Origin of the sequence: Mycobacterium sp. NPDC048908 (genome assembly GCF_043197955.1) — a bacterium.
In the GTDB taxonomy this organism is placed as follows: domain Bacteria; phylum Actinomycetota; class Actinomycetes; order Mycobacteriales; family Mycobacteriaceae; genus Mycobacterium.
In genome coordinates this window covers 246026-269920 of record NZ_JBICUE010000001.1, presented here as the reverse complement: position 1 = coordinate 269920, position 23895 = coordinate 246026, and the positions used below count along the sequence as shown (strand labels likewise).

Here is a 23895-nt window from a genome sequence, read left to right as displayed (position 1 = left end):
CGGGCAGCCAGCTCGCTCACACGTGCCTCCCACCGGTGACCTCGAGGACGGTGCCGGTCATGTACGACGACAGATCGCTGGCGAGGAACAGCGCAACCTTGGCGACTTCAGCGGGCTCACCCGCTCGGCCCATCGGCACCTCGGCCAGCTTTTGGTCCCAAATGTGTTGGGGCATAGCCTCGGTCATCGCAGAGCGGATCAGGCCGGGCTGGATCGCGTTGACTCGGACACCCAAATGGGCAAGCTCCTTGGCGGCGGCTTTGGTCATGCCGACGATGCCTGCCTTGGCCGCCGAATAGTTGGTCTGCCCGATCAGGCCGACCTTGCCGGAGATCGACGACATGTTCACGATCGCGCCGCGCTTGTTCTCGCGCATGATCGCCGCGGCCGCCTTGGTGCCGTTCCAGGTGCCCTTCAGATGCACGGCGATGACCTGATCGAACTGCTCCTCGGTCATCTTGCGCAGCGTGGCGTCGCGGGTGATGCCTGCGTTGTTGACCATGATGTGCAGGCCGCCGAACCGCTCGACGGCGGCGGCCACCAGTGCGTCGACCTCGTCAGCCCTCGTGACGTCGCAACGCACGGCGAGGGCCACCTGATCGCCGCCCAGCTGCTTGGCCGCGGCTTCGGTGGCTCCCTGGTCCAGGTCACCAAGCACCACCCGCGCGCCCTCGGCGATGAACCGCTCCGCTATGGCATAGCCGAGACCCTGCGCACCGCCGGTGATGACCGCGGTCTGATCGGTCAGCAACGACACCTGATCACCCCTTCTTGCTGGTCACGCCCCGATTAGGGGCCTGTCAGTCGCACATCATATTTCATATATGATCCTGGCAGCCGCGGACCCCATTCACCCGCCGAGCAGACGCAAAAGTGCCCTTTTCCGCGGCGTTTTGGACACTTTTACGTCTGCTCGCGCGGAAAGAGGAGCGCGATGACCGCCGAAGTCAGCGACGACGATTTCCGGGAGATACTGACGCAGACCCGCCATTTCGTCCGCACCGCGGTCGTTCCCAGGGAGCAGGAGATCCTGGCCGACGACCGCGTCCCCGACGACTTGCGCGAGCAGGCCAAGAAGATGGGCCTGTTCGGTTACGCCATCCCGCAGCGGTGGGGCGGCCTCGGACTCAACCTGGCCCAGGACGTCGAGATGGCGATGGAGCTGGGTTACACATCGCCGGCGCTGCGCTCCATGTTCGGCACCAACAACGGCATCGCCGGGCAGGTTCTCGTCGGCTTCGGCACCGACGAACAGAAAGCGCGCTGGCTCGAACCGATGACTTCCGGTCTGATTGCCTCGTTCGCGCTGACGGAGCCGGGGGCGGGCTCGGATCCGTCAGGCCTGCGGACGAAAGCCGTCCGGGACGGGTCGGATTGGATCATCGGCGGCCAAAAGCGGTTCATCACCAATGCGCCGATGGCCGAACTGTTCATCGTCTTCGCCCGCACCAGACCCGCCGACGAGGACGGCCCGGGCATCGCGGTGTTCTTGGTGCCCGCGGACGCGGCCGGAGTGATCGTCGGTGTGAAGGACGCGAAGATGGGCCAGGAAGGCGCATGGACTGCGGACGTCACGTTCGACGATGTCCGCGTGCCGGACACGGCGCTCATCGGCGGAAGCGAAGACATCGGCTACCGGGCCGCGATGACATCGCTGGCGCGCGGCCGGGTGCACATCGCCGCACTCGCGGTCGGCATCGCGCAGCGCGCCCTCGACGAATCGGTCGCCTACGCCGCCACGGCGACGCAGGGCGGCACGCCGATCGGGAATTTCCAACTGGTGCAAGCGATGATCGCCGATATGCAGACCGGGGTTCTCGCGGGCCGGGCGCTCGTCCGCGACACCGCTCGGCGCTGGCTCAGCGACGAAGATCGCAGGGTCGCACCGTCGGCGGCGAAACTGTACTGCACCGAAATGGCAGGCAAGGTGGCGGATCTCGCCGTTCAGGTGCACGGCGGCAGCGGCTACATGCGGGAGGTGCCCGTCGAGCGCATCTACCGCGACGTGCGGTTGCTGCGCCTGTATGAAGGCACCAGCGAAATTCAGCGACTGATCATCGGTTCGAATCTGGTCAGGGCCGCACAGCGGGAGGCCAAGTGACGGGACGGCTAGCGGGCAAGGTGGCGTTCGTCACCGGTGCGGCGCGCGGCCAGGGCCGTGCACATGCAGTGCGGATGGCCGAAGAGGGCGCAGACATCATCGCCATCGACATTGCCGGGAAGCTCCCCCCTTGTGTTCCTTATGATTCCGCAACACCGGATGACCTCGCGGAGACGGTCGGCAAGGTCGAGGCCACCGGCCGGAAGATCCTGGCCACGATCGTCGATGTCCGCGATGCCGACGGACTCCGACGCGCCGTCGACGACGGCGTTTCCACGCTGGGCCGACTCGACATCATCGTGGCCAATGCTGGAATTTCGGCTCCGCAGACATGGGACACCATCACCGCCGAGGACTTCCGCGACGTGATGGACATCAACGTGACCGGCACCTGGAACACCGTGATGGCAGGCGCACAGAAGATCATCGACGGTGGCCGCGGCGGTTCGATCATCCTGATCAGCTCCGCCGCAGGCATCAAGATGCAGCCGTTCATGCTGCACTACACCGCGAGCAAGCACGCGGTCACCGGGATGGCGCGCGCATTCGCGGCCGAATTGGGCAGACACTCGATCCGCGTCAACAGTGTCCATCCTGGAGCAGTGAACACCTTGATGGGTAGCGGCGACATGATCGGCTCGCTTGGCCGCGCCATCGAGACCTACCCGCAGCTGGCCCAGATGATCACACCTTTTCTGCCGACATGGGCCGCCGAACCCGAGGACATCGCCGACGCGGTCTGCTGGCTTGCCAGCGAGGAGTCGAAAAACGTTACCGCGGCCGCGATCTCGATCGACCAAGGGATGACCCAGTACTGACCAGCCGGCCTACGCCGCAATGGACTCTCAGCCGATGAAACGGACGATCGACTCGGCGACGGCCGCCGGCTTCTCCGAACCCTCGATCTCCACGGTCGTGGTCAGCGTCGCCTGCACCGCACCGTCCAGCTGGTCGACCTTGGCGATCTCGGCGCGAGCCCGGATCTTCGCCCCGACCTTCACCGGCGTGATGAAGCGCACCTTGTTGTAGCCGTAGTTGATCGCCATCGCGATGTTGCTGACGCTGTACATCTGCGCCGTGAAGTGCGGCAGCAGCGACAAAGTGAGCAGGCCGTGCGCGATCGTCCCGCCGAACGGGCCGTTCACCGCACGCTCCGGGTCGACGTGGATCCACTGGTGGTCGTCGGTGGCGTCGGCGAACAGATTGACGCGCTCCTGCGTCACCTCCAGCCAATCGGTGGGACCGAGTTGGCTGCCCTGGGCAGCGGCGAACTCCTCCAGCCCACTGAACTTCTTCACCACTTCTCTCCTTCACCGCCTAGAAGACGACCGTCTGGTTGCCGTATCGGATGATGCGGTCCTCACAGTGCCACAGCACCGCCCGCGACAGAACAAGGCGTTCGACATCCGCGCCGAGCCGCGCAAGATCGTCGACGCCGTGTCGGTGGTCTACCCGCACCACGTCCTGCTCGATGATCGGCCCCTCGTCCAGGTCCTCGGTGACGTAATGCGCTGTCGCGCCGACGAGTTTCACGCCTCGTTCCTTCGCCCGCCGATACGGCGCGGCCCCGATGAAGGCGGGCAGAAATGAGTGATGAATGTTGATCAGCGGACACCCGACTTCGGCTAGGAATTGCAGCGTCAGGATCTGCATGTACCTGGCCAGCACCACTAGATCGACGTTTCCGCGCAGCAAGTCGAGTTGCCGCTGCTCGGCGTCCGCCCGATTATCTTTAGTCGCCGGCACATGCAGGAATGGCACCGAGAATGGGCGCACCTGATCGGCGAGATCGGGATGGTTGGAAATCACCATCACAACCGCCATGTCCAGATCGCCACGACGATTGCGCCACAACAGATCGAGCAGGCAGTGGTCTTCCTTGGACGCCATGATCGCGACCCGTTTTGGCTTCGCGGCTTCGGTCAATCGGAAATCGATATCGAACGGCGCGGCGACCTGTTCGCGGAAATCCCGCTCGAGAGCATCGCGCGCTGCCGTCAGCCCGGGCAAGGCAAATATCGTCCGCTGCATGAATGTGCCGCCGGACTGCTCGGTGGAATGTTGGTCCAGCGACACGATGTTGGCGCCCGCACCCGTCAGAAATGCGCTCACCGCCGCCACGAGGCCCGGCCGGTCCGCACAGCGCAGAAGGAGCCGGCCCAGATCCTTGGCCGGCAAACCTCCGGTACCTGTGGTCGGGTACTCTTCCTTCACCTTTGTCAGGGTGTCACCCCCGCGTGCATCCGGCCCGGAAATCTGCACATATCGCCACCGCAGAAGCCGGCCGGAGTCCGTCGCCTGCGAATGAGGACGGCGGCACGAGAGCCCGCACACACGCTTTCGTGGAGCGCGGGTACCTCAACCAAGAAATAGATCGCGGCGGGGCCTGGTCGGCCGCTGACAGCTGTCGCCGCGCTATTTCGCTGGCTCAATCAACACATAGCGAAAGGATCGCGAAATGCTCGACCCTCCTGTCGACCCAATTCGTGGCATAGACTGCCAACTTCGCCAACCACTCGAGGAAAACGTCATTACCAGTAACAATTCCTCAGTGCGTGATTGCCATCAGGCGCTGACTCGAGTAGTACGAGGCCGGAAATTTGCGTCGTGTCCCCAACGTGCAGGAAAAGTTTTTATTGCTAGCTGGAATCCGAGTTACTCGTGGCGAGATACTGATCTGCGTCAGCCCAACACAACACCTTTGTTGACTGGCTGCCCTAGGAAGGGACAAAAATGACCGTTCCCCAGTCCGTGACCGCGCGCCGCAAATTCATGGCCCTGACACGAAGTCCCAGTTGCTGGGATCCCGACAGCGAGTGCACGATCGTATTCGCCCAACCCTCGGTCGAGCGAGAACTGTGGCTGGATTATGTGCGCGGTGCGTGTGAGAGCTACCGCAAACACGGAGTGGAAAGGGCGCTCGACATGGAAGCGCTGCAAAGTGGCGCCGATACGGTCATCTTCGCGGCCTGCGTCAACGACGCGGGCCGCGTGGTGGCGGGCCTACGCGGGAGGGGTCCTTATCAATTCGCAGATGAATGCCATGCGCTACTCGAGTGGAGCGGGCAGCCTGGTCAGGATGCCGTGCGCAAAATGGTGACCGACCGACTGCCCTTCGGCGTCGTCGAGATGAAAACCGCCTGGGTAGCCGACGATCCGGACCGCGGTAGAAAATTGACCAGTGCGATCTCCCGCACTCCCCTGCATGCGCTGAACCTGCTCGACATTCAGTTCATCGTCGCGACCGCTGCGGAGTATGTCCTCAAGCGATGGCTCTCGTCGGGTGGACAGTTGGCGACGAAGATCCCCGCGACGCCGTATCCCGATGGCCGCTATCAGACCAAGCTGGCTTGGTGGGACCGCGCGACATTCGCCAACCATGCTGACCCGAAACAGCTTTCGATGTTCTTCACCGAACAGAAAGAGCTGGCCACCCACGTCGACGACGACCTCACCGCGGGAACGATGCGATGACGTCTGGCATCGATGATGCGGAGTCGTGCAACGGGATAATCCTCACCACCGGGGATCCCAAGGCTGAGGCGATGCTGGACGCGCTTCGAGCTGACCCGGGCATCGAATTCGTCGACAATGCGCCGCTACAGTTGGCCGCGCTGCAGCGGCTCAGGCCGTCGCCCCCGCCCGACGTGGTCGCCGAAGAAACCAGGTGGGTCTACTATCCGTGGCGCCGAACCGTTGTCAGCGTTCTTGGGCCGAGAGGATTTCGGCTGGTTCGCCTCGACCGCAACAGAAATCTGATCACAACGGATGAGCTCGACCGACTCAATTGGCTTCACATCGGCGTGGTCGGCCTGAGTGTGGGCCACGCAGTCGCCTACAACCTTGCTGCGCAGGGGCTTTGCGGCCAATTGCGACTCACCGACTTCGACGACGTCGAATTGTCGAACCTGAACCGGGTGCCGGCGACCGTGTTCGACCTAGGGGTGAACAAGGCGGTGGTCTGTGCAAGAAGGATCGCCGAACTCGACCCCTACTTGCCAGTGACGGTCATGCCGGCGGGCATCACCGCCACGACAGTCGGTGACTTCCTCGACGACCTCGACATCCTCATCGAAGAATGTGACTCGCTCGACGCGAAAGTCCTTGTCCGCGAACACGCAAGAGCGCGGCACCTACCGGTCCTGATGGCCACCAGCGACCGCGGACTCCTTGACGTCGAGCGGTTCGACCTCGATCCAAAACGCCCCATCATGCACGGCCTCATCGGCGATCTGGACGCCACGAGGCTTGCCGGCCTGAGCAACAGGGACAAGCTTCCGTACGCGCTTCGAATGACCGACGCGACTCAAGTCTCGCCGCGGATGGCGGCCTCGCTGGTCGAAGTCGGCAAGACCTTGTCGACGTGGCCGCAGCTGTCGTCAGAAGTCGCGCTCAACGTGGCGGTCGTTGCTGAGGCGGTCCGGCGGATCGGGCTGCACGAGCGGTTACCCTCAGGTCGAGTTCGTATCGACACCGCTGCCGCACTCGACTCGCTGGCAGAGCCTGCCGTTACAACGGGCGCATTGCCGCCAGACGAGGAACCTGCTGTCACCATCGACCCGGCAGGGGCCGCCGAGAGCGTCGCCGCTGCTGCCGCCCGCGCACCCTCGGGTGGCAATGCCCAGCCGTGGCAGATCGAGACGCGCGACGACGCGGTGGTCATCCGGTTGGCGCCCGAGCGCACGACGGCGATGGACGTGCGGTATCGGGCGAGCGCCGTAGCACTGGGGGCGGCCACGTTCAACGCCCGTGTCGCCGCGACCGCCCACGGGTTGGTCGGCAAGGTCGACTTTCGACCTGGCGACGAAGCGTCGCCTCTCAGCGCCCTCGTCCGCCTAAGTGCGGGCGAGGACCCGCAGCTGCGCGAGATGTATGACGCAATGATGCGCCGGGAAACCAACCGGCGCCGCGGTGATCGCGTTCCGATCGCGGACCGTACCGTCGACGCGCTTGGGGTGGCCGCCAGAAACGAAGGAGCGGGCCTCGAAATCCTCAGTGAGCCAACGGACCTCGAGCGAGCCGCGACGATACTCGCCGCGGCCGACCGTATCCGGTATCTGACGCCCCTGCTACACGCGGAGATGTTCGCCGAACTCCGTGCGCCAGGCGACGCGTCGCCCGAGTCGGGCATCGACGTACGCAGCCTCGAACTGGACCCCGCGGATCTGGTGATGCTCGACATCCTTCGGCGGTCAGATGTGATGGCGAACCTTGCGGCGTGGAACGGGGGATCCGCACTCGGCGACGAGACTTTGAATCGGGTACGCGAAAGCGCCGCGCTAGCTGTGGTCTCCGTGGCCGGAGACCGCCTGACCGATTACGCCCGGGGCGGAGCGGCCGTCGAATCGGTTTGGATCACAGCGCAACAGCACCAGCTCGCCGTTCAACCCGTCTCGCCGCCCTTTCTGTATGCGCGCACCGACGAGGACCTCCGCGCGCTATCGCCTGGTTTCGCCGGAGAGCTACACGATCTGCAATACAATTTCGGCAAGCTGGCCAACACCGCGGCGGGCGAGTCACAGGTGTTGGTACTCAGGTTCAGTCGCGCACCGCAACCGTCGGTGACAAGCCGGCGGCGCGGGCTTCGTCCAATCTCGCCGCCGCTGGGCTGACACCGATACGGAGGATCAGTTGCCGAGCAGCCTTGACACGGTCGTCACGTCAGTGGCCACCGAATTGATGGGAGTGACCGCGGCCACGTCGGTCGAGGTGAGCCAGAAGGTGCTGGCCGATCTGGTCGCGTACTTCGACGTGGATGTCAGCTTCTTGCGCCGTAATGATCACCGCATCCGCGCCTCGGTGCTCGTCGCCGAGTGGCCCGTCCGCCCCGGAATCCCCGACCCGGATCCACTTTCGGTCGTCTACTTCGCCGACGCCGACCCGGTCTTCGCGCTCTGTGAACATCAGAAAGAACCGATCGTCTTCCGCCCGGAGCCGGCCACCGACGACTACCAACGCACGATCAACGAGGGCAGGCAGGTAGCGGCCACCTCGATGGCGTGCGTGCCACTGCTGTCGGGCGACCTCACCACCGGCGTGCTCGGCTTCGTCAAGTTCGGCGACCGTGACTGGTTACCCCAAGAGCTCAATGCGCTCAAGGCGATCGCCTCGCTGTTCGCACAGGTACAGGCACGTGTGCTCGCCGAGGAACAGCTGCGCTACCTTGCCGAACACGACGATCTGACCGGGCTTCACAATCGTCGCGCACTGTTGGCCCACCTCGATGCACGGCTCGCCGCCGGCCAGCCGGGCCCGGTGTCGGCATTGTTCTTCGATCTGGATCGGCTCAAAGCCATCAACGACTATCTCGGCCACACCGCGGGTGACTGGTTCATTCGGGTTCTCGCCGAACGGCTGCGCGAAGGCGTCGACGGACCCAGCTTGATCGCCCGACTCGGTGGCGACGAGTTCGTCGTGGTGCCCGCCGCGCCAATGGACGCCGAGACCGCCGAGGCACTGGCGTACCGACTGCAGGCGACGCTGCGTGAACGGGTGGCCATCGACGGTGAGATGCTCACCCGGACGGTCAGCATCGGTGTGGCACTTGGGGTTCCGGGCCGTGACACCACCTCGGACCTGTTGCGCCGCGCCGACCAGGCGGTGCTGACGGCCAAGAACTCCGGTGGCAACAAGGTGGCGGTGTTCTCCGACGAAATGTCGCTGGAAAGCGAGTTCCGCAACGACATCGAGCTTCACCTGCAAAGCGTGATCGAAAACGGTTTGCTGATGCTGCACTACCTGCCCGAGGTCGACATGCGCACCGGTGAGATCCTGGCGGCCGAGGCACTGGTGCGTTGGGAGCATCCCACCCGCGGGCTGCTGTCTCCTGCTGCGTTCATCGGCGTTGCCGAATCAATAAACCTCGCAGGGGAATTGGGGCGTTGGGTGATGCGCGCCGCGTGCGAGGAATTCGCCCGATGGCGGGCACGCGGGGTGGGCCACGAAACGGTGCTGCGGATCAACGTCTCACCCGTTCAGCTGGTGACCGACGGCTTCGTCGACAGCGTCGCTGACATCATCGCCGAATTCGGGCTCGACGCCGGCTCAGTGTGCCTCGAGATAACTGAAAGCGTCGTGGTGCAGGACATCGAGACCACGCGCATCACACTGGCCGGGCTCAAGCGTGCGGGCGTCCAGGTTGCCATCGACGATTTCGGCACGGGGTACAGCGTGCTGTCACACCTGAAGTCGCTCCCGGTCGACACGCTCAAGATCGACAGAGGGTTCGTTCGTGAGCTGGGCTCCGATCCAGGGGATCTCGCGATCGTGCGGGCCATCATCGCGTTGGCGGAAGCGTTCGGACTGCAATTGGTCGCTGAGGGGGTGGAGACCGAGACGGCCGCCCTTACGCTGCTTCGCCACGGTTGCCATCGGGCTCAGGGATTTCTGCTGTCCCGCCCGGTGCCCGGCGACGCGATGGAAGCGCTACTGACCAGGGGTGTAATACCCGTCGATTTTTCCGCAGCGCCACGTCTGTAGGCGACTGTGTGTCTGTCGCATGTTCGCGGGTAACCGCCTGCTCATCGCTCGGCACGTGGAGACGGCACTTTTGGTGAGCGGCTCCGAGGTCAGCAGCTCGAGACGGCCGAAGCGACTGGCGGGCTGGCTGACCAGACACAGACGCAGACCGGCACCCGAAGGTAGCGGCCGACCCGCGGTGATCGCAGCCTGCGGACCTCCTGCGGCGACGGTTACGCCGTGCCTGGCCCGGACGGCCAGAGGACCATCAGGCGTCATGAACTCGGCACCGAGCACCTCGCCCTCCTCGAACACGATGCGCTCCAGTGACGTCGCCTGACACACTTCGATCCCGCGGTCGCGTGCTTGCGCGGTGAGCCAATCCATCACGGAACCCCCGACGTTGCCGGGATCTGGTGTGATCGACCCGATTTCGGCGACCTCGATGGATTCGCCATCGGCGGTGCGCAACGTGGTCGATTGCCAATCAACCACACGCGTGGAGAGATACCCGTAGGGCGACACCAGACACCGCGCGGCCCAGTCCCTGAGGCGTGCGCCGACGAACGGCGGCACGGCACCGCGCGCGTCCACCGGCTTGGCCTGATCCACCACCCTGATCGGCAGGTCGACGTCGCGCGCGAACCTGGTCAACGGACCGAGGTCGGATGACAGGGCGGCGAAGTATTCGTTGGTTTCCGGATCTGTGACGTCGAGGTCGAGCCAGTGCAGTCGGTCGACGCGCGACCGGACCGCCACCGATGTCCCGCCTGGCCGCGCGTCGTCGCGCGCACTGGCGACGAACACCTCGCCGTCCATGTCGACAACCGCCACCGAGTGCGCCAGTCCAGCGACCCCCGCACCAGTACACACCACGTCGACTTCAATATCCCACTTCACCGTTAATTACCTCGATATTGCTGAACTGATCGAAATCGGCGCCGGCGATGCGGATTCCCCTGCGGTTTGGAACCGGTTGAGCGCCGAGTTTGCATGGATACGCTCCATATATCCCGCGACTACTACAAACGGACGACACGAAGTTGCCACAGTCCGCGCGGGGGTTTGAGGGGGTTTGCCAACGCAGACTATGGCAACGGGACGAAAATACCATTGGGATTTGCTCGGCGATAGCGTAATCGGCGCTGAAACGCCCGTGGTGACCTCGGGATCAGCCCTTCGGAACCGTTCCCCGCTGACCGGACCACCAGTCATCACAATGAGCAGCTTACATACCTTTTGCATGATATGCAGCCGAAAAAATGACTTAAAGTATTGGCAGTCCGCTTTGCCCCTGCCCACCAAGCGCGGGACGGCGAAGGGGATCGTGAAGGGGTTTGCCCCGCGAGAGTGGTACGCCCACGGCTGCCGGTGAGGCGCGTTGGGTGAAACAATCGGGTAATCGGCTAATTTACGGAAACCACGATTACCCGACCGGCACCACCGTCAGGATTCCGAGGCTGGGATGTGACCGAACAGCTCGACAGGCGAGCGGACGCCACGCGGCAACACATTCTCCGCGCGGCGTCCCGACAGTTCGCCCGCAAGTCGTACAGCCAGGTCAGCCTCGACGACATTCTGGCCGACGCGGAAGTCACCAAGGGAGCGATGTACTTCCACTTCCGGTCCAAGCACGCGTTGGCGGCGGCGATCGTCGAGCACCGTTTCGAGTTGGCGTCCGCGTCGGTCGATGAGCTGCTGGCTCGCAGACTGTCGGGGCTCGAGACGCTGATCGACATCCTGTACCTCGTCGCGGTCGAAGACATCGGGGACGAGATTGCCCGGGCCGGATTGAATCTGCTCGAGTCCATCGGCCGCAGTGATGGCCTGCAAGGCCAAGTCCTCGGACGGTGGGTGGACGCGTTCGCTTCGATCGCCGAGAAGGCCATCAGAGACGGTGACATCGTCGAAGGACGCGACCCGCGGAGCATCGCGACGCTTCTGGTATCGATGTACCTGGGGCTACGTCAGACCGGCAACCTGGCGCAACCGGGGCAGTTCCTGCGTGATCTCGAGAACCTCTGGGTGCTCGCGCTATCCGGATTCGCCATGCCAGACCGGATTCACTATCTGATTCAGTTCCTGAAGCGGCGCACCGCCGTAGCGCAGAGAAACGCCACGCCACTCGAGGAAGTTGCGCTGGGTTAGGATTCGCTAGGCCACACCGACCCGGGACGGCCGACGGAGCTTCCGGAGGTACTCGGACGATGGTTCGCCAAGCGCGGTCCATGGCCACCCGCATGAAGATCATCGGGTCTGCCGTCGAGGTGTTCAACGAAATTGGTTACTCCGCCTCCGGATTGGGAGACATAATCGAGCGCGCCGAAATGACGAAAGGTGCGCTGTATTACCACTTCGAATCCAAGGAGTCGCTCGCTACCGCGATCATCGAGGAGGGCAACATCCGTCTCGCCGAGGCGTACCGCAGCATCTCCACCTCGTCCGCGCCCGCCATGGAGAACATAATCCACGGCGTCTTCGTCCTCGCGGACCTCATGGTCACCGACCAGATCGTCCGGAGCGGAACAAAACTTCTGCGGGCTTTCGGCGAGTTCAACGAGGTCGCCGCTCGCACTTACAGCGGTTGGACCTCGGAGATGACATTGCACACGCGGCGCGCGATCGATGAAGGCGACGTACGCGAGGACGTCGATTCGCAGGCGGTCGGCGAGACGATAGTGGGGTCGATGCTCGGGGCGGAACTGCTAGCCAGCGCGACCACAGCGGGCGCCGACGTCTTGGTGCGCGTGACGCGGGCATGGAAGGTCCTACTGCCTGCAATCGTGACCGAAGAGTCGCTGCCCTACTTCACCGAGTTTCTGGCCCGCGAGTCGATGCGCCGCTCCCCCGCAGCGTTGGCCGACTGACTACAGTTCCTCGGCCCACAGTCGTTCCGTCAGATCCTGGAAGGTAGCCAGCGCCACCGGATCGTCGCCGCGCAACAGAGCCGACTTGCTCATCCTGGCCCGAACGATGGACCGGTCGTGGTGGACCAGTTCGACGACCAGATTCGCGTGTGCGCGCACCACAGAGACGGGCGAATCGTCGGCGGGCAGGGTGTGGAAGATCTGCTGAAACTTCAACGCCTCGACCGCGTCGGGCGGGTATCCGAGCATGTCCGCGAACGCCGCATTTGCGAACAGGATGGTTCCGTCCTCCGCGATGGCCAGCACTGGCACCGGAAACCGCTCCAACACCACCAACGCCGGCAGCTCCCTGAGAAGCGTCATCGGGTCCTGGCCGCCCAGGCCATCTCGTCGCCGCTCCACGATCCCGATTATGGCCGCTGCGCGCTGCCCCGTCACCGTGATCCGGTACTGGGTTTAACCGGCGTCGTCCCGGGTAGCTCGCAGCCACCGATCGAGGAGGAGACATGACCACAGCGAGCCCACACGACATCATCGATGACATCATCACCGACCACCGGGAGGTCGAGGCGGTGTTCACCGACATCGAGAAGGGCGGCGGCGGCAACAAACACGACCTCGTCGAGCACGTCATCGTGGAGCTGGTCCGCCATTCTGTTGCCGAGGAGCAGTACCTGTACCCGCTCGCGCGACGAGTGCTGCCCGACGGCGACGAACTCGCCGACCACGAGTTGAAAGAGCATGCAGAAGCCGAAAAGCTGATGAAGTCACTGGAGCAGACGGATGCGGAAGACCCGCAGTTCGACGAGCTGACGCGCCAACTGATCGACGCGATCCGGCACCACGTCCAGGACGAGGAAAAAGACCTCCTGCCGAAACTTCGCGATGCGTGCGATGCCGCCCAGTTGCGCGAGCTCGGCGAGAAGTTCGAGCACGCCAAGAAGATGGCGCCGACACGTCCGCATCCCTCGGCGCCCGACCGCCCGCCTGCCAACAAGGTGTTGGGCCCCGGCGTTGGGCTCATCGATCGTATGCGCGACGCGCTGACCGGACGCAACACTTGAACGGCGATTAACTTACTCGGCCCCGCCTTCGCCCACTTAACTAACTAGGTTTACTCTGTCTGCACGCCTCCGGCAGACGGGAGAAACGCATGGACCTCGCATGGTCGGCGACCGATTCGGCGTTCCGCGATGAGGTGCGCGCATTCCTGGCGGACAAGCTGACACCCGAATTGCGGCGGGCCGGCCGCCTGATGACCAGTGTGTACGCCGATCACGAGGCGAGCATGCAGTGGCAGCGGATTCTGCACGAGCGGGGGTGGGCCGCACCCGCCTGGCCGGTCGAGTACGGCGGCTGCGACTGGAGCCTGACTCAGCACTACATCTTCAGCCGTGAATCCCAACTGGCGGGAGCACCCTCGTTGTCGCCGATGGGGATCCGAATGGTCGCGCACGCAATCGTGAAGTTCGGCACGGACGCGCAGAAGGACTTCTTCCTGCCCCGCATCCTCACCGGTGAGGTGTTCTTCTGTCAGGGCTACTCAGAACCCGAAGCGGGCTCGGATCTGGCCGCGCTGTCGATGTCGGCGGTCATCGACGAATCGGCCGGCGACCTCATCTGCACCGGAAGCAAGATCTGGACGACGCATGCGCGCGAAGCGAATTGGATGTTCGCGCTTGTGCGCACGTCGAAAACGCAGAAGAAACAGCAAGGCATCACGTTCGTGCTGATCGACATGACCACGCCGGGCATCGAGATTCGCCCGCTCGTGATGACCTCGGGTGAGGAGATTCAAAACCAGGTCTTCTTCGACGAGGTACGGGTGCCCAAGGCGAACGTGCTCGGCCGGATCGACGACGGCTGGACGGTCGCGAAGTATCTGCTGGAGTTCGAAAGAGGCGGTGGCGCGGCATCGCCTGCGCTGCAAGTGATGGCCGAGGAGATCGCGACCGTGGCCGCCGACCAACCGGCGCCGGGCGGCGGCCGACTTCTCGACGATCCGGCATTCGCACGCAAACTGGCCGAGGCGCGAATCCGCACCGAGGTCCTCGAGATACTGGAGTACCGGGTGCTGGCAACGCTTGCCGGTGGCGGCCATCCCGGCCCTGGCGCGTCGATGCTCAAGGTGCTGGCCACTGAGTTGAGCCAGTCACTCACCGAACTGGCGATGGAAGCCGCCGGTCCGCGCGGGCGGGTCTATCAGCCCCACGCGACATGTCCGGGTGGCCCCATCTCGGAGTACGAGCCGCCGCCCGACGGCTACGTCAGCGGTGCGCCCTGGCAGGCGGTTGCACCACTGCGCTACTTCAATGACAGGGCCGGCTCGATCTACGCGGGTAGCAACGAAATTCAGCGGAACATTCTCGCCAAAGCGGCTCTGGGGCTTTAAATGGACTTCAATCTGAGCAAAGAACAGGAACTGCTGCGCGACGGCCTCGGCAAGTTCCTGGCGACACGCTACGACCTCGAAAAGAGTCGTGCCGCCGCCAAGACCGGCGCGGGATGGCAGCCCGACATCTGGCGCGGGTTCGCCGACGAACTGGGCATCCTCGGCGCTGCGCTCCCTGAAGAGGTAGGCGGAATCGGCGGCGGGCCAGTCGAGATCATGGTGATCGCCGAGGCGCTGGGGCATGCGCTGGTGGTCGAACCGTACGTCGACACGGTCGTCGTGGCCGCTGGTTTGTTACACCGTGCAGGCGGCACGCTGGCCACCGCGCTGTTGGAGAAGATCGCCGCGGGGACCGCGATCGTTGCGCTGGCGGCTGCGGAGCCTGACACCGGTGAGCATTGGCACACGGTGTCGACCGTCGCCGAACAATCAGGGCATGCATGGGTTTTGCGCGGGCAGAAGATCGTCGTGATGAGCGCGCCACTCGCGACGCACCTTCTGGTCACTGGGCGCACGCCGGGCGGGCTGTCACTGTTCTTGGTCGACGCTGACTGGTCGGCCATCGAGGCCCACCACTACCGGACCGTCGACGATCGGCGTGGCGCCGACCTCCGGTTCGACGGCGTGCCCGCAACTCTGCTCGGCGAGGAGGGACAGGCGGGGCCATCGCTTGCACAGGCGCGCGACGAAGGGGCCGCGGCGATCTGCGCTGAGGCGGTCGGTTTGATGCGGAAAGTGTTGGCCGACACCGTTGAGTACTGCAAACAGCGTCAGCAGTTCGGGCAACCGATCGGCAGCTTCCAGGTGCTGCAGCATCGCATGGTCGACATGTACATGGAGGTCGAGCAGGCTGTCGCCGCGGTATACCTGGCGGTGCTGAACCTGCAGGAGGATCCCGATACCCGCGCGAAGGCGGTCTCGGCGGCCAAGGCGACGATCGGTAGGGCCGCGCGCTTTGTCGGTCAGCAGGCCGTGCAGCTACACGGCGGCATGGGCATGACCGAGGAACTCGCGATCGGCCACTACTTCAAGCGGCTCACCGCACTGCAATATGAATTCGGCTCGACGGACTATCACGTCGCGCGCTACGCGGAACTGACGAGGACGTGATCGCGCGAACGCACGGTCAGCGCACCGGCATCGCCTTGCCCGCCGTCAGCACCAGCAGTTGTTCATACGTCAACGACATCACCGAATCGGCGGTGCCCGCCGCGGTCCAGATCACCGGATAGCGCACCAACGTCTCGTCGACGATCGTCCGTAGCCGACTCGGGTGGCCGGTCGGGGCGACCCCGCCGATGACCTGGCCGGTCGCGTCGCGCACCAACCGCGGAGCGGCCTTGCGGATCGCGGTGGCACCAAGCGCGCGGGCCAGCAGGTCGGTGTCGACGCGGTGCGCGCCGCTCGCCATCACCAGCAGCGGCTCGCCGTCGCAGTCGAACACCAGGCTGTTCGCGATGGCCCCGACCTCGCACCCCAGCTGCGCGGCGGCCGCGACCGCGGTCTTGGCGTCGGCGTCGAGAATCTTGACGTTGGGCTCGATGCCTGCGGCGGCCACTGCTTCGGCCACCCGGGAATTTCGGTTGTCCACGTTTCGTAGGGTAAAGACGTGAGCTCGCGCGGATGGGTCCTGTTCCTCGCGATGAGCATCATCTGGGGCATCCCCTATCTGATGATCAAGATCGCGGTCGACGGTGTCTCGGTGCCCGTGCTGGTGCTGGCCCGCACTGCCGTCGGCGCGCTGGTACTGCTGCCGATGGCGCTGAATCGGCAGACCGTGACGATCGTGCGCGACCACTGGAAGGCGCTGTTCGGGTTCGCGTTCTTCGAGATCATCGCCGCGTGGTGGCTGCTTTCGGACGCCGAACGCCACCTGACCAGCTCGATGACCGGTCTGCTGATCGCGGCCTCCCCCATCATCGCCGCGGTCCTCGACCGGTTCACCGGCGGTGAGCGACTGGGCTACAAGCGCATCATCGGCCTCGGCGTCGGCATCTCGGGTGTCGCGGTGCTTGCGGGCCCGCACATCGGCGGAAGCACGTGGCCGATCATCGAGGTACTGCTCGTCGCGACGTGCTATGCGATCGCGCCGTTGATTGCCGCGCGCTATCTCGCCGACGTGCCCGCGCTGCCGATGACCGCGGTGTGCCTCGGCTTCGCCGCGCTTGTCTACGCCGGCCCTGCGGCGGCCACCTGGCCGGCCGGGATGCCGTCGACGCGAGTGCTTTTGGCGCTGGCCGGCCTGGCGATCGTCTGCACCGCTCTGGCGTTCATCGTCTTCTTCGCGCTTATCCGCGAGGTCGGGGCGGCCCGTGCGCTGGTGTTCACCTACATCAACCCGGCCGTCGCGCTGGCCGCCGGGGTCATCGTGCTGCACGAGCCGTTGACCGCGTGGAACATCGCCGCGCTGGCGCTCATCATGGCGGGGTGTGTGCTGGCCACCCGCCGACACCAGGACCGAGAACCCGACGTGGTGACCGAGGCGACGGCCGCTCCGCGGTGAGCTGACGAGCTTCGCGATCTGTCCACCCGGCCGCCCCGGGTATGCGATGCTTCGCTCAGGCGTGGATTGAACCGTTGGTCGGGGGGATATTGTGAAGCCGGCAGCATTCGACTACCACTGCCCCGCCGATATTCCCGAGGCGATCGCACTGCTGCAGCAGCACGGCGACGACGCGAAGGTACTCGCGGGCGGTCAGAGCTTGATTCCTCTTCTCTCGTTGCGGCTTTCACGTTTCGAGCACCTCGTCGACATCCGGGCGATCGCGGAACTGCGCGGCGTCACGGCGGTCAACGGGTCGATACGCGTTGCGGCCATGACCACTCAGTCCGCCGTCGCGCGCAGCCAAGACGCCGCCGCAGTACCCCTACTCGCCAAGGCGACATCCCATATCGGCCACTACCAGATCCGCAACCGCGGCACGGTCGGCGGCTCACTCGCCCATGCCGACCCCGCCGCGGAGTACCCGGCTGTGGCGCTGGCGCTCGACGCTTCACTCGAGGTCACCGGCCCGGCCGGCAGCAGGCGCATCGACGCTTCGGACTTCTTCAAGTCGACCTGGGTCACCGCCATGCAGCCCGATGAGGTGTTGGTGGCGGCGCACTTCCCGATTTGGCTGGGAAGCTGTGGCTGGGCCGTCGCCGAGGTGGCCCGCCGCTCGGGCGACTTCGCCATGTGCGGCGCAGTGTGTGGCATCCAACTCGATGGCCAACGCGTGAGCAGGACGGCGTTGGCGATCTTCGGCGTCGACAGCGTGCCGACCCGGGCAACGATCATCGAAACGGCGATCACCGGGTCGACAGTGGACAATCTCGACCTCGCCGGCCTCGGCGCTGAGCTGGCCGAGTCACTGGACCCACCCGACGATTTGCACGCGACGGGGGAACAACGCAAACGAATGACCAAAGCGCTTGTCCCGCAGGTGCTTGCGACCGCGATCGACGAGGCGAGACATGCGTGAGGTTGCGCTGACCGTGACAGTGAACGGTGAAAAATGTTCCCGCACAGTGGAAGCGCGGCGCACGCTGGCCGACTTCCTGCGCGACGAACTGTGTCTCACGGGCACCCATCTGGGCTGTGAACACGGTGTCTGCGGGGCCTGCACTGTGTTGCTCGACGGGGAGGCGGTGCGCTCCTGCCTGATGTTCGCCGTCCAGGCCGACGGTGCCGAAGTGACGACGATCGAGGGGCTCTCCGGGCGCAACGGAGAACTCACCCCCATCCAGGCGGCCTTCCAATCCGAGCACGGGTTGCAATGTGGGTTCTGCACACCGGGTTTCGTCGTCTCGGCTCACGCGTTCCTCAAAGACCACCCTGATCCGTCGGAGGAGCAGATCCGGGAGGCACTGTCCGGGAACCTGTGTCGGTGCACCGGGTATCAGGGCATCGTCGCGGCGGTGAAAAGCGCAGCGAACAACGGAAGCGCGTCATGACCGCCGGCCGATTCCTTGGCCAGGCGATCGCACGCTCAGAAGACCCGCGACTGCTGTCCGGGCGCGGCCGGTTCATCGCCGACGTGGTGGTTCCCGGCGCCTCGGACGCGGCGTTCCTGCGTAGCGAGGTGGCCCGTGGCCGCATCGTCGGCCTCGATGTCCAAGCGGCCCGGTCGGCGCCGGGCGTGCGGGCCGTGTACACCGCCGCGGACCTGAACCCACTGGTGCACAGCGCATCGCTGCCCGCCATGCCGGACGCGCCGATTGCGCCGAAGTACTGCCTGGCCGAGAATGACGTCCGCTACGTCGGCGACCCGATCGCGATCGTCATCGCCGAGAACCGTTACCTCGCAGAGGACGCCGTCGAGTTGATCGACGTGGACATCGACCTCCAGGACCCGGTCATCGACCTCGACGCCGCCCGCGGCGGCGACAGCGACCTGGTGCATCCAGAACTCGGCACCAATATCCCCGCCTCCATTCCGGTCCTCGGCGACCCCGAACTCGAGCAGGCCTTCGCCGAGGCCGCACACGTGGTGCGCGACACCATTGTGATGCACCGCTATGTCCAGGTGCCCATGGAATGTCGCGGCATCATCGCCGACTGGGAACCCTACGGAGAAGCGCTGACCGTGTGGAGTGCCACCCAGAGTGTGCACGAGGTGAAGGCGTTCCTCGCAGGACTGCTCGGCCTCAACAGCAACCAGATACGGGTGCTGCAACCGGATGTCGGCGGCGGATTCGGTCAGAAGATGATGCCTGGGCGCGACGAGTGGGCAGTTGTGCTGGCCGCCACGCTGCTTGGCAGGCCAGTGCGCTGGATCGAGGACCGGCGCGAAAACCTCACGGCCGCATCTCATGCCCGCGACGAGAAGATGGACTTGTCGATGGCGCTAGCCGCAGACGGGACTGTCACCGCCATCCGAGGCGAATACGTCGAGAACATCGGGGCTTACCAGACCATGGGATCGCTGGGCATGGGTGGCTTCGTCGCGCCGTTCCTTTCGAACGCCTACAAGATTTCCAAGACCGGTTTCGCCAGCCAAGCGGTGTACACGAACACCTGCGGCAAGGCGCCTTACCGCGGCCCGTTCCTGATGTACGCGGTGGGCATCGAGCAGTTGATGGACACCGCCGCACGTCAAATCGGCGTCGATCCGCTGGAACTGCGCCGCCGCAACGTCATTCGCAGCGAGGACCTTCCGTACACGTTGCCAAGCGCGCTGTGCTTCGAGTCGATCACCCCAGCCGAGACACTCGAGCAGGCCGCGTCGATGATCGATTACGACGGCTTCCGTGCCGCACAGTCGACGGCCCGCGAGCAGGGGCGCTACCTCGGCATCGGCATCAGCCTGTGCGTGGAACCGTCGGCGATCGCGGTCGGCGGTCTCGGCACCGAGGCTGCGGTGGTGCGGATGGATCACAGCGGCAAGGTCACAGTGCTGCTGGGCAGCTCGAGCACCGGGATGAGCATCGTGTCGACGATGAAACAGGTGGTCGCCGAGCACCTCGGATGTACTCCCGACGACGTCACCGTCGTCCAGGGTGACACCGCCGCCACTCCGTACAGTGCAGGCACAGGCGGCAGCCGCAGCGCGGTGCTCTGCGGCAACGCGGTCGCGCAGGCAACCATCGAACTGCGGGCGAAGCTGCTCGAGATCGCGGCCGACGCACTGGAAGCCGCTGTCGAGGATCTCGATATCGACGACAGCCGAGTGTTCGTGCGCGGCACCGGCACCAAGGGAATCGGCTTCGCCGAACTCGGCCAGATGGCCTATCTCGGCCACGACATGCTCCCGCCGGGCACGACGGCCGGTCTGGAGGCAGCCCACCGCTTCAAGGCCCCACCGTTCACGTTCTCCAACGCGTGCCACATCTGCACGTGCGAGGTCGACATCGACACGGGTCGTGTGACGATCCTGCGCTACGTCGTCAGCGAGGACTGTGGCCGGATGATCAATCCGAAAGTGGTGGAGGGCCAGGTGTGTGGCGGGGTGGTGCAGGGGGTCGGGGGTGTGCTCTACGAGCACATGGTCTACGACGACGACGGCAATCCGCTCAGCAGTACCTTCGTCGACTACCTGCTGCCCACCGCGGCCGAGGCGCCGACCGTCGAGTTCGGCCACATCGAGACGCCGGGCCCAAACCCGTTGGGCGTCAAGGGAATGGGAGAGGGTGGAGCGATTGCATCGCCCGCGGCGGTGGTCAACGCGGTGGCCGACGCGCTGGCGCCCCTCGGCGTCAGGATCTCCGGTTCGCCGTTGGGGCCCAAGCAGGTGCTGGGTCTGCTCGCCGCGGCAGGCCACTGAGCGAGATCACTTCGAGTCGACTTCGTCCTGGTACTTCTTGGTCATGTGGTCGATCGCCTGAAGCTGGGTCTGGGCAAGGTCGTCGCGCACCTCGCTGGCGCGCGCCGCGGCGTCCACCGTCGGTTGCGCCTGCCCCTGAAAGTGCGGCATCACTTCGGCGGCGAACAGTTCGGCGGACCGCCTCGTCGCGGCCGGGTTCGCCCATTCGTGGCCCATCTGCAGGAAGCAGCCGAAGCCGCCCGATTGATCCCACAGTCGCTGGACCTGTGCGCGCGCTTGGTCGGGTGTGCCGATGACGCCTGCGCCCGCGTCGTTGATGATGTTGATCATCTCGTCGACCTGATCGCCTGGGATCGTCATCTGCGGGAAGGCCGCGACCTTCTGGAAATACCGGAACCACGGCTCGATCCCGAACCGCACGTCGGCCCGGGCCTGCTCCTCGGTCTCGGCGATGTGCATGGGCCCGACCAAAGTCCAGTTGTTCCGGTCGACCTGAGTGCCGAACGTCGCGGCCCGCTCTTCGACGATCCCCCAGTGAAACGCGAGCGCGTCGAAACCCTCGACGACGAGCGTGGCACCGATCGACAGCAGGCCGATACCGTGCTTGCCCGCCAGCCGAGCGCCCGTCGGCGACGCGACCGCGGCCACTGCCAACGGAATGCCGCCGTCCGAATACGGCGCCAGTTGCAAGCGCGCGTCGATCAATTCGTGGGTGGGAGTCTTCGCCGACACGGCCTCGCCGGCCAGCAGGCGCACGACGATGTCGAGGTTGGTCTCGAGCAGTTCGCGGGTGTCGGTCGGCGTGAGGCCGATCATCGCGCTGTCGCTGGGTAACGAGCCCGGGCCCATGCCCCCGATCACGCGGCCGTGGGTCAGGTGATCGAGCAGCATCAACCGATCGGCGACCCAGAGCGGGTTGTGGTACGCAAGCGAGATCACGCCGGTGCCGAAGCGGATTCGCTTCGCCCGTTGAGCCGCGGCGGCAATGAATATCTCGGGTGAGCTGATGATTTCACTGCCCGCCGAGTGATGTTCGCCGTACCAGACCTCGTCGAAGCCCAGTGCGTCGAGATGCTCGGCGAAATCGAGATCACGCTGAAGCGCCAGCGTCGGATTGGTGCCCGCACGATGAAACGGTGCGATGAAGTATCCGAACCTCAGCCTGGGCATTGCGCGCCTCCTTGGGCGAATCTTCTCGATCAGACCCACTTTCGCACGGTGTCGGCACTTCATGTGGGACAGTTCGCGGATGGCGGGAAGCGTTGCCGTCATCGGGGCCGGCCCGGGCGGACTGGTGACCGCGCGCTGGTTGCTGTCGCAGGGATTCGAGCCGACGGTCTTCGAACAGGCTCCGAGTTTGGGCGGACAATGGAGCGGGCTGCCGGGCCACAGCGGCGTGTGGCCGACGATGCACACCAACACCAGTCGCGTACTGACAGCCTTCAGCGACCTCGAGCCCTCGACCGACGTCGTCTTTCCCTCATGCCGTGACGTATTGGCTTACCTGCATCGGTACGCGGAGATGTTCGGCCTCATGCCGCGCATTCGGTGCGGCGCCCGCGTCGAGTTGCTCAGCAGAACCGATGCAGGCTGGCTGGTACGGGCGGCAGGCGTGACCGAGCGCTACGACCGGGTGGTGGTGGCGACGGGCAGGTTCCAAACCCCTTCAATCCCACCGGTTTCCGGTGTTGACACGTTCACCGGCTCGGCAGGCGTCACGTCCACATACCAGTACCGCGGTAGCGAAATGTTCGCCGGTAAGCGCGTGCTCATCGCCGGAGGCGCGATCAGCGCGCTGGAGATCGCGGCCGAACTGGCCCACGTCGGCGCCGCCCGCGTCGTCCTCACCCAGCGACGGCAGCGGTACGTGCTGCCGAAGTTCGCCTCAGGTGTCCCGTCGGATCACCGGATCTTCACCCGGTTTGGCACCTTGGCGGCCGAACATCTGCCGCCGGCGGAGGTCGACCGGCAACTGAAGGAGATAGTCGTCGAGGCCGGCGGCAGCCCGGAGCAGTACGGAGCGCCCGCGCCGGACCCGTCGCTGTTCACCGCGGGCGTCACCCTCAGCCAGCATTACCTGCCGCTGGTGGCCGAGGGCAGGATCAGTGTCCGGCCGTGGTTGACGAGCGTCTCGAACACCACCGTGACGTTCGCCGACGGCGCGGTCGAGGAGTTCGACGGAATCGTGTTCGGCACCGGGTTCCGTCTGCACCTGCCCTTCTTGAGCGACGAGATCCGCGCGGTCGTCGACCTCGACACCGTTCACCTGGACGCGGACCGTCACACCTTTCATCCCGACCTGCCCGGCCTCGCCTTCCTCGGCATGTGGGACCAATCGGGTGGCTACTTCGTCCCGCTTGAATTGCAGGCGAGGTGGATCGCATACGTGTGGGGCGGCGTCGTGCCCGCGCCCGGCGACACCGCACAGCGCGCCGCGGTCGCGTCGTATCGCGCGCGGCGCGGGCAGTCGCAGAAAACTCGGATGAACCTGGCCGCGGCCACCTTTGCGCGGGCGGCCGGTGTCGAGCCGAGCCTTCAGAACTGGCCGCAACTGCGCCGCGCCCTGCTGTTCGGCCCGCTGGCACCGAGCAGCTTCCGGCTCGAGGGCCCAGATGCGCTTGCCGACGCGCCTGCCCGGTTCGCGCGGGACGCCGCTGCGTTCGGTGCGGTCACGTCAACGCAGCTGACAGAGCGGGAACGACGATACTGGTCACTTCTCGCAGCTGAGCTAAGCGTCGGGAACACCGCCAGCTAAACGGGACGGCGAGCCGTGTCCGGAAGTTTTGTTCGCCGAGATCAAGGTCATGCGATAGCGTTCGACGCGCGCGGCTCATT

At 65.2% G+C, this 23895-nt stretch carries 22 protein-coding genes; 15 read left to right on the top strand and 7 right to left on the bottom strand.

Translation table 11 applies throughout. The features are described 5' to 3' along the window. Positions 1-16 precede the first annotated feature (16 nt). The gene (gene fabG / locus ACGFK1_RS01320; RefSeq protein WP_393424434.1) at positions 17-757 is read right to left on the bottom strand and encodes a 3-oxoacyl-ACP reductase FabG; all 741 of its coding nucleotides are present in this window, start codon (positions 755-757) and stop codon (positions 17-19) included. A gap of 177 nt (positions 758-934) precedes the next feature. On the opposite strand from fabG, the gene ACGFK1_RS01315 reads away from it, so the two are divergent. Next, a complete protein-coding gene (locus ACGFK1_RS01315; protein ID WP_393424431.1) occupies positions 935-2101 on the top strand; it encodes an acyl-CoA dehydrogenase family protein in 1167 nt (388 codons plus the stop codon). After that, positions 2098-2919, top strand: a complete 822-nt coding sequence (locus tag ACGFK1_RS01310; protein ID WP_393424428.1) for a mycofactocin-coupled SDR family oxidoreductase — start codon at positions 2098-2100, stop codon at positions 2917-2919. Before ACGFK1_RS01315 ends, ACGFK1_RS01310 begins: the two co-directional genes overlap by 4 nt. Positions 2920-2946: 27 nt before the next feature. Here ACGFK1_RS01310 and ACGFK1_RS01305 read toward each other — a convergent pair whose 3' ends face one another. Then, complete coding sequence (locus ACGFK1_RS01305; RefSeq protein ID WP_393424425.1) at positions 2947-3399, bottom strand: MaoC family dehydratase; 453 nt, start codon at positions 3397-3399, stop codon at positions 2947-2949. 19 nt (positions 3400-3418) lie between these two features. Beyond that, complete coding sequence (gene purU, locus ACGFK1_RS01300; protein ID WP_393426251.1) at positions 3419-4324, bottom strand: formyltetrahydrofolate deformylase; 906 nt, start codon at positions 4322-4324, stop codon at positions 3419-3421. 510 nt (positions 4325-4834) lie between these two features. Between purU and ACGFK1_RS01295 the strand changes: the two genes are divergently transcribed. The 3 genes from ACGFK1_RS01295 to ACGFK1_RS01285 all read left to right on the top strand — a co-directional run bounded on the left by ACGFK1_RS01295 (position 4835) and on the right by ACGFK1_RS01285 (position 9580). Further along, positions 4835-5575 (top strand): hypothetical protein, encoded by a 741-nt coding sequence (locus tag ACGFK1_RS01295; RefSeq protein ID WP_393424422.1) that lies wholly within the window; start codon positions 4835-4837, stop codon positions 5573-5575. After that, the gene (locus ACGFK1_RS01290; protein ID WP_393424419.1) at positions 5572-7713 is read left to right on the top strand and encodes an Rv1355c family protein; all 2142 of its coding nucleotides are present in this window, start codon (positions 5572-5574) and stop codon (positions 7711-7713) included. Before ACGFK1_RS01295 ends, ACGFK1_RS01290 begins: the two co-directional genes overlap by 4 nt. Positions 7714-7780: 67 nt before the next feature. Beyond that, positions 7781-9580 (top strand): putative bifunctional diguanylate cyclase/phosphodiesterase, encoded by a 1800-nt coding sequence (locus ACGFK1_RS01285; RefSeq protein ID WP_393426248.1) that lies wholly within the window; start codon positions 7781-7783, stop codon positions 9578-9580. Here ACGFK1_RS01285 and ACGFK1_RS01280 read toward each other — a convergent pair. Beyond that, positions 9527-10459, bottom strand: a complete 933-nt coding sequence (locus ACGFK1_RS01280; RefSeq protein ID WP_393424416.1) for an FAD-binding protein — start codon at positions 10457-10459, stop codon at positions 9527-9529. The two genes, ACGFK1_RS01285 and ACGFK1_RS01280, sit on opposite strands and share 54 nt — an antisense overlap. A gap of 567 nt (positions 10460-11026) precedes the next feature. On the opposite strand from ACGFK1_RS01280, the gene ACGFK1_RS01275 reads away from it, so the two are divergent. Both ACGFK1_RS01275 and ACGFK1_RS01270 read left to right on the top strand, forming a co-directional pair. Next, positions 11027-11707: a TetR family transcriptional regulator gene (locus tag ACGFK1_RS01275; RefSeq protein ID WP_393424413.1), complete on the top strand. Its 681-nt coding sequence runs from the start codon at positions 11027-11029 to the stop codon at positions 11705-11707. An 80-nt stretch (positions 11708-11787) separates the two neighbouring features. Beyond that, positions 11788-12426 (top strand): TetR family transcriptional regulator, encoded by a 639-nt coding sequence (locus ACGFK1_RS01270; RefSeq protein WP_393424410.1) that lies wholly within the window; start codon positions 11788-11790, stop codon positions 12424-12426. Here the strand turns inward: ACGFK1_RS01270 and ACGFK1_RS01265 are convergent, their stop codons facing one another. Further along, on the bottom strand, positions 12427-12789 hold the full coding sequence (locus tag ACGFK1_RS01265; RefSeq protein ID WP_393426245.1) for a PAS domain-containing protein: 363 nt from the start codon (positions 12787-12789) through the stop codon (positions 12427-12429). A gap of 143 nt (positions 12790-12932) precedes the next feature. On the opposite strand from ACGFK1_RS01265, the gene ACGFK1_RS01260 reads away from it, so the two are divergent. From ACGFK1_RS01260 to ACGFK1_RS01250, 3 genes are all read left to right on the top strand, one after another. Further along, positions 12933-13490 carry a hemerythrin domain-containing protein gene (locus tag ACGFK1_RS01260; protein WP_393424407.1) on the top strand — a complete coding sequence of 186 codons (558 nt, stop codon included), beginning with the start codon at positions 12933-12935 and terminating at the stop codon, positions 13488-13490. Between the two features lie 89 nt (positions 13491-13579). Then, positions 13580-14818 (top strand): acyl-CoA dehydrogenase family protein, encoded by a 1239-nt coding sequence (locus ACGFK1_RS01255; protein ID WP_393424404.1) that lies wholly within the window; start codon positions 13580-13582, stop codon positions 14816-14818. After that, a complete protein-coding gene (locus tag ACGFK1_RS01250) occupies positions 14819-15928 on the top strand; it encodes an acyl-CoA dehydrogenase family protein (protein ID WP_393424402.1) in 1110 nt (369 codons plus the stop codon). Between the two features lie 16 nt (positions 15929-15944). Here the strand turns inward: ACGFK1_RS01250 and ACGFK1_RS01245 are convergent, their stop codons facing one another. After that, on the bottom strand, positions 15945-16409 hold the full coding sequence (locus tag ACGFK1_RS01245; RefSeq protein WP_393424399.1) for a YbaK/EbsC family protein: 465 nt from the start codon (positions 16407-16409) through the stop codon (positions 15945-15947). Between the two features lie 18 nt (positions 16410-16427). Between ACGFK1_RS01245 and ACGFK1_RS01240 the strand changes: the two genes are divergently transcribed. The 4 genes from ACGFK1_RS01240 (at position 16428) to ACGFK1_RS01225 (ending at position 21060) form a co-directional block, all read left to right on the top strand. Continuing rightward, positions 16428-17321 carry a DMT family transporter gene (locus ACGFK1_RS01240; protein ID WP_393424396.1) on the top strand — a complete coding sequence of 298 codons (894 nt, stop codon included), beginning with the start codon at positions 16428-16430 and terminating at the stop codon, positions 17319-17321. A 91-nt stretch (positions 17322-17412) separates the two neighbouring features. After that, positions 17413-18279 carry an FAD binding domain-containing protein gene (locus ACGFK1_RS01235; protein ID WP_393424393.1) on the top strand — a complete coding sequence of 289 codons (867 nt, stop codon included), beginning with the start codon at positions 17413-17415 and terminating at the stop codon, positions 18277-18279. After that, entirely contained in the window at positions 18272-18751 is a 480-nt protein-coding gene (locus ACGFK1_RS01230) for a (2Fe-2S)-binding protein (protein ID WP_393424390.1), read from the top strand. Before ACGFK1_RS01235 ends, ACGFK1_RS01230 begins: the two co-directional genes overlap by 8 nt. Then, the gene (locus ACGFK1_RS01225) at positions 18748-21060 is read left to right on the top strand and encodes a xanthine dehydrogenase family protein molybdopterin-binding subunit (RefSeq protein ID WP_393424387.1); all 2313 of its coding nucleotides are present in this window, start codon (positions 18748-18750) and stop codon (positions 21058-21060) included. Before ACGFK1_RS01230 ends, ACGFK1_RS01225 begins: the two co-directional genes overlap by 4 nt. A 6-nt stretch (positions 21061-21066) precedes the next feature. Here ACGFK1_RS01225 and ACGFK1_RS01220 read toward each other — a convergent pair whose 3' ends face one another. Next, positions 21067-22230, bottom strand: coding sequence for an LLM class flavin-dependent oxidoreductase (locus ACGFK1_RS01220; protein ID WP_393424384.1), 1164 nt, complete (start codon positions 22228-22230; stop codon positions 21067-21069). Positions 22231-22309: 79 nt separating this feature from the next. On the opposite strand from ACGFK1_RS01220, the gene ACGFK1_RS01215 reads away from it, so the two are divergent. Further along, positions 22310-23815, top strand: coding sequence for a flavin-containing monooxygenase (locus ACGFK1_RS01215; RefSeq protein WP_393424381.1), 1506 nt, complete (start codon positions 22310-22312; stop codon positions 23813-23815). The last annotated feature ends 80 nt before the right edge of the window (positions 23816-23895 follow it).

What these genes read in the sequence shown, in the direction of transcription:
- ACGFK1_RS01265 (WP_393426245.1), bottom strand. Translation starts at nt 12,789, where the DNA reads ATGACGCTTCTCAGGGAGCTGCCGGCGTTGGTGGTGTTGGAGCGGTTT.
- ACGFK1_RS01255 (WP_393424404.1), top strand. Translation starts at nt 13,580, where the DNA reads ATGGACCTCGCATGGTCGGCGACCGATTCGGCGTTCCGCGATGAGGTG.
- ACGFK1_RS01230 (WP_393424390.1), top strand. Translation starts at nt 18,272, where the DNA reads ATGCGTGAGGTTGCGCTGACCGTGACAGTGAACGGTGAAAAATGTTCC.
- ACGFK1_RS01220 (WP_393424384.1), bottom strand. Translation starts at nt 22,230, where the DNA reads ATGCCCAGGCTGAGGTTCGGATACTTCATCGCACCGTTTCATCGTGCG.
- ACGFK1_RS01285 (WP_393426248.1), top strand. Translation starts at nt 7,781, where the DNA reads ATGGGAGTGACCGCGGCCACGTCGGTCGAGGTGAGCCAGAAGGTGCTG.
- ACGFK1_RS01270 (WP_393424410.1), top strand. Translation starts at nt 11,788, where the DNA reads ATGGCCACCCGCATGAAGATCATCGGGTCTGCCGTCGAGGTGTTCAAC.
- ACGFK1_RS01260 (WP_393424407.1), top strand. Translation starts at nt 12,933, where the DNA reads ATGACCACAGCGAGCCCACACGACATCATCGATGACATCATCACCGAC.
- ACGFK1_RS01250 (WP_393424402.1), top strand. Translation starts at nt 14,819, where the DNA reads ATGGACTTCAATCTGAGCAAAGAACAGGAACTGCTGCGCGACGGCCTC.
- ACGFK1_RS01215 (WP_393424381.1), top strand. Translation starts at nt 22,310, where the DNA reads ATGGCGGGAAGCGTTGCCGTCATCGGGGCCGGCCCGGGCGGACTGGTG.
- ACGFK1_RS01290 (WP_393424419.1), top strand. Translation starts at nt 5,572, where the DNA reads ATGACGTCTGGCATCGATGATGCGGAGTCGTGCAACGGGATAATCCTC.
- ACGFK1_RS01295 (WP_393424422.1), top strand. Translation starts at nt 4,835, where the DNA reads ATGACCGTTCCCCAGTCCGTGACCGCGCGCCGCAAATTCATGGCCCTG.
- ACGFK1_RS01315 (WP_393424431.1), top strand. Translation starts at nt 935, where the DNA reads ATGACCGCCGAAGTCAGCGACGACGATTTCCGGGAGATACTGACGCAG.
- ACGFK1_RS01225 (WP_393424387.1), top strand. Translation starts at nt 18,748, where the DNA reads ATGACCGCCGGCCGATTCCTTGGCCAGGCGATCGCACGCTCAGAAGAC.